The 12,756-nt window shown below is 55.8% G+C and carries 13 protein-coding genes; 12 read left to right on the top strand and 1 reads right to left on the bottom strand.

Going from position 1 to position 12,756, the window contains the following annotated elements; all coding sequences use genetic code 11:
* Positions 1-135 precede the first annotated feature (135 nt).
* From ACCW76_RS03685 to fabF, 4 genes are read left to right on the top strand one after another with little or no spacing between them, the layout of a single operon-like run.
* Positions 136-681, top strand: coding sequence for a winged helix-turn-helix transcriptional regulator (locus ACCW76_RS03685; protein WP_038644826.1), 546 nt, complete (start codon positions 136-138; stop codon positions 679-681).
* On the top strand, positions 678-1,718 hold the full coding sequence (locus ACCW76_RS03680) for an HlyD family secretion protein (RefSeq protein WP_200536705.1): 1,041 nt from the start codon (positions 678-680) through the stop codon (positions 1,716-1,718). The genes ACCW76_RS03685 and ACCW76_RS03680 overlap by 4 nt, the downstream gene beginning before the upstream one ends.
* The gene (locus tag ACCW76_RS03675) at positions 1,715-3,268 is read left to right on the top strand and encodes a DHA2 family efflux MFS transporter permease subunit (RefSeq protein ID WP_436337783.1); all 1,554 of its coding nucleotides are present in this window, start codon (positions 1,715-1,717) and stop codon (positions 3,266-3,268) included. Before ACCW76_RS03680 ends, ACCW76_RS03675 begins: the two co-directional genes overlap by 4 nt.
* 10 nt (positions 3,269-3,278) lie before the next feature.
* Positions 3,279-4,553, top strand: coding sequence for a beta-ketoacyl-ACP synthase II (fabF, locus tag ACCW76_RS03670; RefSeq protein WP_436337782.1), 1,275 nt, complete (start codon positions 3,279-3,281; stop codon positions 4,551-4,553).
* 66 nt (positions 4,554-4,619) lie between these two features.
* Here fabF and uxuA read toward each other — a convergent pair whose 3' ends face one another.
* Entirely contained in the window at positions 4,620-5,684 is a 1,065-nt protein-coding gene (gene uxuA / locus ACCW76_RS03665; RefSeq protein WP_436337781.1) for a mannonate dehydratase, read from the bottom strand.
* 294 nt (positions 5,685-5,978) lie between these two features.
* Between uxuA and ACCW76_RS03660 the strand changes: the two genes are divergently transcribed.
* The 8 genes from ACCW76_RS03660 to ACCW76_RS03625 all read left to right on the top strand — a co-directional run bounded on the left by ACCW76_RS03660 (position 5,979) and on the right by ACCW76_RS03625 (position 12,683).
* Positions 5,979-6,725: a GntR family transcriptional regulator gene (locus ACCW76_RS03660; protein ID WP_160868822.1), complete on the top strand. Its 747-nt coding sequence runs from the start codon at positions 5,979-5,981 to the stop codon at positions 6,723-6,725.
* 1 nt (position 6,726) lies between these two features.
* Complete coding sequence (locus ACCW76_RS03655; RefSeq protein WP_436337779.1) at positions 6,727-7,593, top strand: class II aldolase; 867 nt, start codon at positions 6,727-6,729, stop codon at positions 7,591-7,593.
* Entirely contained in the window at positions 7,574-8,047 is a 474-nt protein-coding gene (locus ACCW76_RS03650; RefSeq protein WP_436337778.1) for a PTS sugar transporter subunit IIA, read from the top strand. Before ACCW76_RS03655 ends, ACCW76_RS03650 begins: the two co-directional genes overlap by 20 nt.
* A complete protein-coding gene (locus tag ACCW76_RS03645) occupies positions 8,044-8,328 on the top strand; it encodes a PTS sugar transporter subunit IIB (RefSeq protein WP_436337777.1) in 285 nt (94 codons plus the stop codon). Before ACCW76_RS03650 ends, ACCW76_RS03645 begins: the two co-directional genes overlap by 4 nt.
* Positions 8,329-8,406: 78 nt before the next feature.
* Positions 8,407-9,765, top strand: a complete 1,359-nt coding sequence (locus tag ACCW76_RS03640; protein ID WP_436337776.1) for a PTS galactitol transporter subunit IIC — start codon at positions 8,407-8,409, stop codon at positions 9,763-9,765.
* On the top strand, positions 9,758-11,287 hold the full coding sequence (locus ACCW76_RS03635) for an FGGY family carbohydrate kinase (protein ID WP_436337775.1): 1,530 nt from the start codon (positions 9,758-9,760) through the stop codon (positions 11,285-11,287). Before ACCW76_RS03640 ends, ACCW76_RS03635 begins: the two co-directional genes overlap by 8 nt.
* Positions 11,256-11,525: an HPr family phosphocarrier protein gene (locus ACCW76_RS03630; protein ID WP_166933587.1), complete on the top strand. Its 270-nt coding sequence runs from the start codon at positions 11,256-11,258 to the stop codon at positions 11,523-11,525. Before ACCW76_RS03635 ends, ACCW76_RS03630 begins: the two co-directional genes overlap by 32 nt.
* Positions 11,526-11,735: 210 nt before the next feature.
* On the top strand, positions 11,736-12,683 hold the full coding sequence (locus ACCW76_RS03625; RefSeq protein ID WP_436337774.1) for a diguanylate cyclase domain-containing protein: 948 nt from the start codon (positions 11,736-11,738) through the stop codon (positions 12,681-12,683).
* Positions 12,684-12,756 lie beyond the last annotated feature (73 nt).

The following is a 12,756-nucleotide window of genomic DNA, read 5'->3' as shown; positions in this document are numbered from 1 at the left end:
TTGTTGCTCTCTGATAGCGGCGCAATGTTTTGCGTTTCACAATGAACACTCCTTGCTTTCATTTTGCAAGTTACTTGCAAAATGAAAGTCACTCTGCAACAGTATTCCGCATCAGACCTTTGCGGAATACTTCCCATGAAAAACGAACCGCTTTACCACATGCCTTGTCCTATCGCCCGCAGCCTGGGCCGCGTCGGCGATGGCTGGAGCATGCTAATCATGCGCGATGCACTGGCTGGCTTCACCCGCTTTGATGAGTTCCAAAAAAGCAGCGGCGTGGCACCTAACATTCTGTCACGTCGCCTGAAAGAGCTGGTGGAAGACGGTTTGCTGGAAAAGGTGTGCTACAGCACTACGCCCGCTCGTTACGAATACCATCTCACTCCGGCCGGACGTGATTTTCGCGGTGTGATTCTGGCGCTGGCCGAGTGGGGCAGCAATCACTTCTCGCCGGAAGGACGTCAGATGCAGTTGGTGGAAACCGCCACGCAACGCCCGGTGAAGCTGCAACTGGTCGACAGTGAAAACGGCCAGCCGTTGACGCTCGACAAATACCAAATGGTGCCGGGTCCAGCGGCGGTACCAATGATGCACTATCGCCATGATTACCTGCAGAAAAAACGTGCCGGCGATACCACACAGAAATTCGCGCCGCCCGCGCTGTCAGAGAAACAATCATGACGCTCACCCGCAAAAAATCGGCGCTGTTGCTGGCACTGACGATCGGCGGTTTAGCGGCGGCAGGTTATGGTTATTACTGGTGGCACACCGCGCGCTTTATGCCTTCCACCGATGATGCCTATGTCGGTGCCGATATCAGTGCCATCTCGGCGAAAGTCTCCGGCTATATCCACACGCTGGCGGTGCAGGATAACGCATGGGTGAAAAAGGGTGATCTGCTGGTACAACTGGATAACCGGGATTATCTGGCCGCGGTGGATCAGGCCGCAGGGGAAGTGGCGGCACAGCAAGCCGCGTTAAGCGACATTGCTGCCACGCGCCAGCTACAGCTCGCGACCATCGCCGGCACGCACGCTTCTCTGCTGGCGGCGCAGGCAGTGACGCTGAAAACCACCTCAGATCAGCGCCGCTACAGTGCGCTGGCCAGCAGTTCAGCGGTCTCACAGCAAATCCGCGATCATGCGCAAGCGGACTACCATCAGGCGATGGCGGAAGAGAGCAAAACCCGTGCGGATAAAACCGTCGCCGAGCGTCAGTTGCAGGTGCTGGATGCGCGTGAGCAGCAGGCCAAAGCAGCGTTGACCCAGGCACAAGCGGGATTGGCGATGGCGAAGCTCAATCTCGAATACACCGAGATCCGCGCCCCTTTTGATGGCGTAGTCGGCAATCGTCGTGCGTGGTCAGGTTCCTTTGTCAGCAGCGGTACACAATTGCTGTCGCTGGTGCCAGCGCAGGGGCTGTGGATCGATGCCAACTTCAAAGAGAGCCAGCTGGCCAATATGCGGCCCGGACAAACGGCGCATATCGTGGCGGACGTTTTACCCGGCCGTACCTTCGACGGCCATGTTGGCAGCTTATCACCGGCCACCGGCTCGCGTTTTAGCATTCTCCCGGCGGAAAATGCCACCGGCAACTTCACCAAAATCGTCCAACGTGTGCCGGTGCGCATTGTGCTGGACGGTGATGCGGCAGTGCTCGGCCTGTTACGGCCGGGTCTTTCCGTCACGGTGACGGTGGATGAGAGAAGCGCGCGATGAGCAGCGTCGCCGCGCTGCTGGCACCGGCGGAGATGCCGATCAGCAAAAAGGTCTTTGCTTTCGCCACGATGTGCATCGGCATGTTTATTGCCTTACTGGATATCCAGATTGTCTCCGCCTCGTTACGGGATATCGGCGGGGGGTTGTCGGCGGGCGATGATGAAACCGTGTGGGTGCAAACCAGCTATTTGATTGCGGAAATCATCATTATTCCGCTTTCCGGCTGGCTGGCGAGCGTGATGTCTACACGCTGGCTGTTTGCCGTCTCCGCCTGCGGATTTACGGTCATGAGTTTACTTTGTGCCTGGGCGTGGAACATCCAGAGCATGATCGCCTTTCGCGCCCTGCAGGGACTGGCGGGCGGCTCGATGATCCCATTGGTGTTCACCACGGCTTTTGCCTTTTTTCAGGGCAAGCAGCGGGTGATTGCGGCCGCCACCGTGGGGGCGTTGGCCTCATTAGCACCGACGCTGGGGCCGACGGTCGGCGGTTGGATCACCGATAACTTCAGCTGGCACTGGCTGTTTTATATCAACATCATCCCCGGCATTTATATTGCCATTGCAGTGCCGATCCTGGTGAAGATCGACAGCCCCAACCCTGACCTGCTACGTGGAGCGGATTACTTCAGCATTCTGTTACTGGCGCTGTCGCTGGGCTGTCTGGAGTACACGCTGGAAGAGGGGCCGCGCTGGGGCTGGTTTGACGATAGCACCATCAGCACCACGGGCTGGATCGCCTTGGTGTGTGGCGTGCTGTTCGTGATCCGTACCCTGAATCACGCGAAGCCGATCATGGATCTACGCGCACTGAAAGATCCGGGCTTTACCCTCGGCTGTTATTTCTCATTTATGGCTGGCGTGGGGATCTTCGCCACCATCTATCTCACGCCGCTGTTTCTCAGCCAGGTGCGCGGCTTTAGTGCGCTGGAGATCGGTTTAGCGATCTTCTCTACCGGCATCTTTCAGATCCTGTCGATCCCGTTTTATGCCTGGCTGGCGAATCGCGTCGATCTACGCATTTTGCTGGCGTTTGGCCTGATAAGTTTTGGCGTATCGATGTTTTTCTTTGTGCCGATCACCCATGACTGGGGGGCGAAAGAGCTGCTGTTCCCGCAGGCGTTTCGCGGCATGGCACAGCAGTTTGCCGTCGCGCCTACGGTGACGTTGACGCTCGGCAGCTTACCGCCCGCACGACTAAAATTAGCCTCAGGACTGTTTAATCTGATGCGTAATCTCGGTGGCGCTATCGGCATTGCGCTGTGCGGCACCGTGCTGAATAACCGCACCAATCTGCACTTCAGCCGCCTGGCCGATCATCTCAACAGCGCCAGTTTGTCTTTGGGCGACTATATGCAATCGCGTACCGCAGCCCTGATTTTCAACGGACTCAGCCCGGATGCGGCGCACACGGCGGCGCTGCAATCGCTGGCTTCACTCACGCTGCGTGAGGCGCGCACCCAGGCCTTTTCGGACGCATTCTGGCTGATTATGGTCGGATTTTGTATCGCTGCGCTGCTGGTTCCTTTTATGAGAAAGCCCGCAGCTTAAGGAGTTATCAATGAAACGTATTGTGATTACAGGTATGGGCATGGTGTCTCCGCTTGGCTGCGGCACAGAAGCCGTGTGGCAGTCACTGCTGGCAGGAAAATCGGGCATCAGTGCCTTGCCGGATGAGATGGTGCAAGACATCAGCTGCAAAGTCGCAGGACAGGTGCCCACGCTGGAGCAAGATCCTCAGTATGGCTTCGATCCCGAACGCGTGATCGCACCGAAAGATCGCAAGAAAATGGATCGCTTTATTGAGTTCGCGCTGGTGGCGGCGCACGAAGCCCTGACGCAAGCCAACTGGTTCCCGCAGGATGAGACGCTGCGCCAGCGGACCGCCACGGTGATCGCCACTGGAATCGGCGGCTTCAACGAAATTGCCAATGCGGTGGAAACCACCGCCAATCGCGGGCCGCGCCGCTTATCGCCGTTTACCATACCTTCCTTCCTCGCCAATCTGGCGGCGGGGCATGTATCGATTGCCCACGGCTTTCGTGGCCCGATTGGCGCACCCGTCACAGCCTGTGCGGCAGGCGCGCAGGCGATTGGCGATGCGGCACGGCTGATTCGCAGCGGCGAAGCGGATATCGCGCTGTGCGGCGGTACAGAAGCGGCGATCCATCGCGTGAGTCTGGCGGGCTTTGCCGCTGCGAAAGCGATGTCGGGTGGTTTTAACGATCATCCCGAACAGGCATCTCGTCCGTTTGATCGCGATCGTGATGGCTTTGTCATGGGAGAAGGCGCTGGCCTGCTGGTGATTGAATCACTGGAGCATGCGCTGGCACGCGGTGCGACACCGCTGGCTGAGTTAGTCGGCTATGGCACCAGCGCTGATGCTTATCATCTCACCGCCGGACCGGAAACCGGTGAAGGCGCTCGTCGTGCAATGGAGACTGCACTGGCGCAGGCGGGCATCACCCCAGCAGAGGTGCAGCATATCAACGCGCATGCCACCTCCACGCCGGTGGGTGACAAGGGCGAGCTGGCGGCCATTCGTACGCTGTTTGCGGACAGCAATGTGGCGATCACCTCGACGAAATCTGCCACCGGGCATTTGCTGGGGGCAGCGGGCGGCGTGGAGGCGATCTTCTCAATCCTTGCGCTGCGCGATCAAATCGCCCCGCCGACGCTCAATTTGCTGCACCCCGATGAAGCCGCCGCCGGACTGAACCTGGTGGCGCTGCAACCACAGCCGATGGCGATGCAGTATGTGCTGTCAAACGGCTTCGGTTTTGGTGGCGTGAATGCCAGCCTGCTGTTTAAGGGTTGGGATGAGGTTTCCCGTTAACGTGCTGGGAAGACTGACGGCAATAAAATAGGCCGCTGTTAACAGCGGCCTGGAGAGCGGGGGGAATTAGCGCTTATCCAGCGCTTCCCACAGACCCATCAGGTAAGTGGTGCCGAGTGCACGGTCATACAGACCGTAGCCCGGACGTCCGGTTTCGCCCCAGATAAAGCGGCCATGATCGGAACGGATGTAGCCATCGAAGCCGTTGTCGTGCATCGATTGCAGCACTTTGTACATATCCAGCGAGCCGTATTCGGTCGGGTGTGCACACTCGTAGAAATCTTTGTCCTGAATAATCTTGATGTTACGCACGTGTGCAAACGGAATGCGTTTGCGGCGCGAGAACTCGGCCAGAATACCGTACACATCATTCTGCGGATCTTCCGCAATCGATCCGGTACACAGCGTGATGCCGTTAGCCTCCGAATCCACAACGTTACAGATCCAGTCGAGGTCTTCGCGATTCTTCACAATGCGTGGCAGACCGAAGATCGAGTACGGTGGATCGTCAGGATGGATCGCCATCTTCACGCCCACTTCTTCACACACCGGGATCACCGCTTTCAGGAAGTATGCGAGGTTTTCACGCAGCTTGTTGTCATCAACGTCTTTGTATTGCGCAAACAAATCCTGCACCTTCGCCAGACGCTCTGGCTCCCAACCCGGCAGGGCGAAACCGTTTGAGTTGCCCAACACCTCCTGCACCACTTCGTCGAGGCTCTTATCAATGCCTTTCTTCTCGAACGCCATGGTGAGTGAGCCGTCTGGCAGCACGTAGTTCATGTCGGTCTTCATCCAGTCAAATACCGGCATGAAGTTGTAGCAGATCACTTTCACGCCCACTTCGGCGAGGTTGCGGATGCTCTGCTTGTAGTTCTCGATATATTGATCGCGGCTAGGCAGGCCGATTTTGATGTCGTCGTGAATGTTGACGCTCTCGATCACTTCCACCGTCAGACCGGCGGCATGCACCTGATCAACCAGCGCTTGAATCTTATCTTTCGGCCAGGTTTCCCCGACCGGCACGTCATACAACGCGCCCACCACGCCACGGACACCCGGCACCTGGCGAATATATTCCAGCGAAACTTTATCTTCTTTGGGACCAAACCAACGCATTGTCAGTTGCATAATCTCATCCACCGTCATCGTGTTGCTGCGATAACTGTTAAACTACCATTCTAGTAAACATGATCCCAGCATCGACTCGTGAATATCTGTTGATCCGCGTCACAGAACACAATTTCTCCGGCGAAAGCGCATAGCACGGTTTTCTTGTGAGAGGCCGATCACACTTTATTGTCACAGATCCGGTACGCGAAAACGTGACTGCCCTCGATCCCTCGCCAGACGCAATTCCCTACTATAAGCCTCGAAGTTGTACATGATTGTCCATAGACAACTCTGAATGTTCAGGTGCGCGCCATGAAAACATTGAGTAAGAGTTCGCAGGTTCCGCTCTATCAGCAGGTAGTGGAGTGGATTCGCGAGAGTATCTATACCGGCGATCTGGTGGAGGATGACCGCATTCCTTCGGAGTTCCAGATCATGGATATGCTTGACGTCAGTCGCGGTACGGTGAAAAAAGCCGTGGCGCAGTTAGTCAAAGAAGGTGTGCTGGTACAAGTGCAGGGCAAAGGCACCTTCGTTAAGAAAGAAAACATTCGCTATCCATTGGGCGAAGGGTTGCTCTCTTTCGCCGAGTCACTGGAAAGCCAGCAAATTAATTTCAGCACGCAGGTGATCGCCACGCGGGTTGAACCGGCCAACCGTTATATTGCCGAAAAATTACGCATTAAACCGGGGCAGGAAATTCTTTATCTGGAGCGGTTACGTTATATCGATGATGAAAGAGTGATGCTGATTGAGAATCGCATCAATATGGAACTGGTGCCCGGCATTGCCGAGGTGGACTTTAATCACAATAACCTGTTTCCCACCATCGAACGATTATCGCAACAGAAAATACGTTATTCCGAAAGTCGCTATGCAGCGCGCTTAATCGGTAATGAACGCGGACATTTTTTGGATATCAGTGAGGATGCGCCGGTACTGCATTTAGAACAGTTGGTGTTTTTCTCACGTGAATTGCCGGTGGAATTCGGCAATGTCTGGTTAAAAGGGAATAAATATTATTTGGGCACCGTTCTGCAACGAAGAGAGGTAAGCTGACATGCCATTAGTCAACGGTCATCAATTTATTCGTCAACTGGAAAATAAGCGCGTGCTGGCCGGCGCCTTTAATACCACTAATCTGGAAACCACGCTCGGCATATTAAATGCGATTGAACGCAGCAAAGTGCCGAATTTTATTCAAATCGCACCCACCAATGCGCGTCTGTCCGGCTATGACTACATCTATGAAATGGTGCAGCGCCGTGCCGCACAGATGGATGTGGCGATCAGCCTGCATCTGGATCACGGCCGCAATATGGATGATATCCGTCAGGCGGTGCGTGCAGGATTCACCTCGGTGATGATCGATGGTGCGGCGCTGCCGTTTGAAGAGAACATCAAGCTGACGCGTCAGGCCGTGGAGTTCTGCCAGAACTACAACGTGCCGGTGGAAGCGGAGCTGGGCGCGATTTTGGGTAAAGAAGACGACCACGTCAGCGAAGCGGATTGCAAAACTGACCCGCAGCAGGTGGTGGAGTTCGTGCGTGAAACCGGCTGTGACTTGCTGGCGATTTCGGTCGGTAATGTGCACGGACTGGATGACATTCCCCGCATCGATCTGCCGTTGCTGGCGGAAATTGCTCAGATCACGCCCATTCCGCTGGTGATCCACGGCGGTTCCGGTATCGCGGACAGCATTTTGCAGCAGTTTGTTAATCATCGCGTAGTGAAAGTGAACATCGCCAGCGATCTGCGCCGTTCCTTTATCACCAGCGTCGGTCATGCATGGCAGAAGAATCACAACGAAGCCAATCTGGCGGCGGTCATGTCCGATGCGCGTCAGGCGGTGGAACATGAGGTCTACCACAAGATTCTGCGTTTAAATGATATTAGCGAGGCCGCCTATGCAGGGGATCCAGTTTAAGCCGCACTATGTGCAGCACCTCACGGAGGGGCTGAGTGTCGAGCAGGTCATTCGCCAACTGGCACAGCCGCTGGTGGATGAAGCGTTGGTGGTCGCGGATTTTGCCGAGCATGTGCTGGCGCGTGAGCAGGATTTCCCCACCGGCTTACCGACGGAACCGGTCGGCGTAGCGATTCCGCATACCGACCATCGCCACGTGCGCCACAACGCCATCAGTATCGGCATTCTGCCGCAGCCGGTGACCTTTGCCGATATGGGCGGCGAGCCAGAACCGGTGCCGGTACGCGTGGTGTTTCTGCTGGCGCTGAGTGAAAGTAACAAGCAATTAAATGTGTTGGGCTGGATTATGGAACTGATTCAGGATAGCGATTTTATGCAGCAATTATTGCAGCTAAACGATCAGCAAATTTATCAACGCATCACAGAAACCATGACCGAACGAGGTGAAGTATGAGCCAGACGATATTATTTGTATGCGCTACCGGCATTGCCACATCCACAGCCGTGACAGAGAAAGTTATGGAATATTGCCAGGAGCACGGTCTTAATGTGAATTACTCACAAACCAATGTGGCTTCATTGCCGAATAACACTGACGGCGTAGCACTGGTGGTATCCACCACTAAAGTCCCTTATGAATTAGATATTACGGTGGTGAATGGCTTGCCGATTATTACCGGGATAGGTGAAGAGAAAGTGCTGGAAAAGATTGTCGAAATTTTGAAAAACCAATAATTAATTTTTTATTTAATCCGATTGCCATAATGGGGCGCTAACGCCAGGTACGTTTACGCCCGTCATAAGGGGTCTGCCATGAATGAAATCGCTCATAGCCTCTACACCGTGGTGCAATATATATTGGGTTTTGGCCCAACCGTATTATTGCCGCTGGTGCTGTTTATCCTTGCGCTGTGCTTTAAGGTCAAACCGGCCAAAGCCTTGCGCTCATCGTTAACTGTAGGCATCGGCTTTGTCGGGATCTACGCCATCTTTGATATTCTCACCAGCAATGTTGGGCCGGCGGCGCAGGCGATGGTGGAGCGCACCAGTATTAACCTGCCGGTGGTGGATCTCGGTTGGCCGCCGCTTTCTGCTATTACCTGGGGATCGCCCATTGCGCCCTTTGTCATCCCGCTGACGATTCTGATCAACGTCGCGATGCTGGCTATGAACCGCACCCGCACCGTCGATGTAGACATGTGGAACTACTGGCACTTCGCGCTGGCCGGTACGCTGGTTTACTACAGCACAGGCAGTTTCTTCTTTGGATTGCTGGCCGCCGCCATTGCCGCCATTGTGGTGCTGAAACTGGCTGACTGGTCCGCGCCGATGGTGCAGAAGTATTTCGGCCTGGAAGGGATTTCACTGCCGACGCTTTCCGCCGTGGTGTTCTTCCCGGTGGGCTTGCTGGTGGACAAAATCATCGACAAGATTCCGGGTCTCAATCGTATCCACATCGATCCACAAACGGTGCAGAAGAAGCTGGGCATCTTTGGTGAGCCGATGATGGTCGGCACCATTCTGGGCTTGTTGCTGGGGATTATTGCCGGATATGACTTCAAGCATATCCTGCTGCTCGGTATCAGCATCGGCGGCGTGATGTTTATTCTGCCGCGCATGGTGCGCATTCTGATGGAAGGCCTGTTGCCGCTGTCGGAAGCGATCAAGAAGTACCTCAACACCAAATACCCAGGCCGTGACGATCTCTACATCGGGCTGGATATCGCGGTGGCGGTGGGCAACCCGGCGATCATCTCTTCCGCGCTGCTGCTGACGCCGATTTCTGTGTTTATCGCCTTTATTCTGCCGGGCAACCAGGTGCTGCCGCTGGGCGATCTGGCTAACCTCGCAGTAATGGCGTCGATGATTGCGCTGGCCAGTCGTGGCAACATCTTCCGCACCGTGCTGGCGGCGATTCCGGTGATCGTGGCCGACCTGTGGATTGCCACCAAAATCGCACCCTTTATTACCGGCATGGCGAAAGACGTGAACTTCAAGTTTGCCGAAGGCTCTAGCGGCCAGGTCTCCAGCTTCCTCGACGGCGGTAACCCGTTCCGCTTCTGGCTGCTGGAAATCTTCAACGGCAACGTGATAGCGATTGGCCTGGTGCCAGTGGTGGGTCTGGTGCTGTGGGGCATCTTCCGCCTGACACGAGGTGCCGTGTATGCCTGAGAACGCTGCGGCCATCGTCATTGATATCGGTACGACTAACTGTAAAGTCGCCTGTTTTTCTCGTCGGGATGCGTCCCGACTGGATGAGCGTAAGTTCGTCACACCCAAAATCACTTCGCCCACGGGTAACGTCGATTTCGATATCGATGCGCTGTGGCAGCAGGTGGTGGCGACGATGCGCAGCCTGATCGCGGCAACGGATTGCTCGGTGACGCATATCAGTATTGCCAGCTTTGGAGAGTCCGGCGTGTTTCTCGATGAGGCTGGCAATATCCTGACGCCGATGCTGGCCTGGTATGATCGTCGGGGCGAAGAGTATCTCGCCACCTTAACCGAAGCGGACAGCCAGCGGTTGTATCACATCACCGGTTTGCCGCTGCACAGTAATTATTCGGCCTTCAAGATGCGCTGGCTACTGGATAACTATGCACTGCGCGGGCGTCACGATTTGCGCTGGCTGCATGCGCCGGAGGTGCTGCTGTGGCGCTTAACCGGCGCACAACGAACCGACACCACGCTCGCCAGCCGCACGCTGTGTCTCGATCTCCAGCAGGGAAGCTGGTCGGCGCAGGCCGCCGATATTTTGCAACTGCCGCTCGATGCTTTTGCCCCTCTGTTGGCGCCGGGTGAAGTGGCGGGATGGGTGACACCCGCGTGCCGTGAGGCACTGGGTTTAACCCAGCCGGTGTGCGTCACGCTGGCAGGACACGATCATATGGTGGGCGCGCGGGCATTACAGCTGCAAACGGGCGAGGTGCTGAACTCTACCGGCACCACCGAAGGCATTTTGCTGCTGCAACCTCAGCCGTTGCTCAATGAGCAAGCCCGTCGTGACAAACTCGCCAACGGGCGCTATTCGCTGGACAACCATTTCACGTTGTTCGCGTCACTGCCGGTGGGCGGCTTTGCGCTGGAGTGGGTGAGCAGCACTTTTCGGCTATCACGCGAGGAGATCGATGCCGCACTGGTACAAGCCACGCAGCGTTATCTGGCTGATGAGTGGCAGCCGGAAGGATTACCGCTGTTTATCCCGCATTTGCGTGGATCCGGCTCGCCTTACAAAAACCGCCATACGCGCGGGTTGATGTACGGTCTGAGCGATACATTGCCGCACGATGAACTGCTATTAACGGTGTTGCTTGGGCTGACCATGGAGTTTGCCAACTGCTTTACCTGTTTTGCGGTGCCTGCTGGCCCCACACTGAAAGTGATTGGTCCGGCCACACGCAATCCGCTGTGGCTTCAGCTTAAGGCTGACAGCCTGGCGCGAACGGTAGAAGCGATTGCCTTTGATGAAGCGGTATCCGTAGGCGCACTGCTGATCGCCTGCGCGGATGTGCCTCCACCGGAGGTGCGCGTGGCGCAGTGCTATCAACCCGACCCAGAGCGCAGCCGCGCGTTGCAGCGTTATCAGCAGCGCTGGCAGGCGTTCTATCAATTTAAATTGCAGCAGGAAGGCGTTATTTCCCCCACTAACCAGGAGAACCGTCATGTTGAGTCAAACCGTTACCGTGAAAAATAGCACTGGCATCCACGCACGCCCGGCGGCACAACTGGCCAAGGCGTTAAAAGGCCATGACTGCCGCGTCACGCTGCGCTACGAAGGCAAAGACGTCAATGCCAGCAGTATGATGAACATCATGCGCGCGGGTATCAAAGCGGGTGGCAGCGTGGAAGTGGTATGTGAAGGAGGCGATGAGGCGGGTGTGCTGCATCAGGTTGTCACAATGTTTGATCAGCGCTTTGGCGAATCGGAGTAGACCTACAGGGCGCTGGCCCCAGGCGGCTGGCGCGTTTTTCACTGCTTTGCAGGAATAAAGAAAGTTTTGTTAGCTGAAATAACCTCAATGCTTCGCCGTTCCCTCTGAGCTTGATGCAATTTTCCGCTACTGATCGGCTTTTCATTTGTTTTATTTATCAGAAACTTCCTGGCAGGCAGAATAACCCTTATTTCCTCTCCGTCAGCCATCATGTCCGAAGAAGCGCTGCGTCAGCAGATTCAGAACCTGAAAAAGCATAATGCGCGCTTAAAGCGCATAGCGCATGACGCGCGAAACAAGCTGAGTGCGGCGCTGGACGGAACCGGTTTATGTTTATGGCAGCTGGATATTCCCAGCGGCAAGCTGGTGATTTTCAATCGACGCTGGGGTTCGATGCTGGGTTTTCAGCCGAAAGAGACCAAAGCGCAGTTTGAAGTCTGGCGCGAACGCCTGCACCCCGAGGACGCCGATGAAGTGCTCAGGGCGTTTTACGATCACATCGAAGGGCGTGCGCCTTACTATGAAGCGCTGCATCGCATGCTGGGTAAGAACGACAAAATTACCTGGGTGTTGGATCGCGGGCGCGTGACCGAGTGGGATGAAGAGGGGAATCCGCTCAAAGTTACCGGCACGCATATCGATATGACCAAAGAGAAGCAGTATGAAGCGCAGCTCTCTTCATTGGCTCATCACGATCCGCTTACCGGTCTGACCAACCGCCATGCGCTGCAAACGCATTTCAGCAAAATGAAAACGCAGGGGCCGCTGTGCGTGGCATTTATCGATCTCGATAATTTTAAGCATGTTAACGATACGCTGGGCCATCGCAGTGGCGATGAGGTGCTGATTCAGCTCAGCCAGCGCATTCTTGACCAGGTGCCGCCAAACGTGGTGGTGGGTCGCCTGGGCGGGGATGAGTTTGTGCTGCTGATGCCGTTCCTGATCGATTTCCCCAAAGTGCGCATCATGATGCAGGCGGTGCTGGATGCCGCGCTGACGCCGTTCGATGTCGATAACGGCCATGCGCAGATTGGTGCTTCCATTGGCGTGGCGACGGTGCAGCCGCACTTTAGTTTTGATGAGGCGCTGATGCGTGCCGATGAAGCGATGTACCAGATTAAGAAGAACGGCAAGCAAGGGTTTGGCCTGGCGGGGTAATCTTTTGCGGTTGGGGAAACAGACCCGCGCCAGCGCCAAAGTCGGTGTCCCAATTTGCAGCAAAGCCCTCTCA

The sequence above is a fragment of the Pantoea sp. C8B4 genome (assembly GCF_051336905.1).
In the GTDB taxonomy this organism is placed as follows: domain Bacteria; phylum Pseudomonadota; class Gammaproteobacteria; order Enterobacterales; family Enterobacteriaceae; genus Pantoea; species Pantoea rwandensis_B.
The sequence above is the reverse complement of the archived record's forward strand: the minus strand, read 5'-3'. Positions and strand labels throughout refer to the sequence as shown.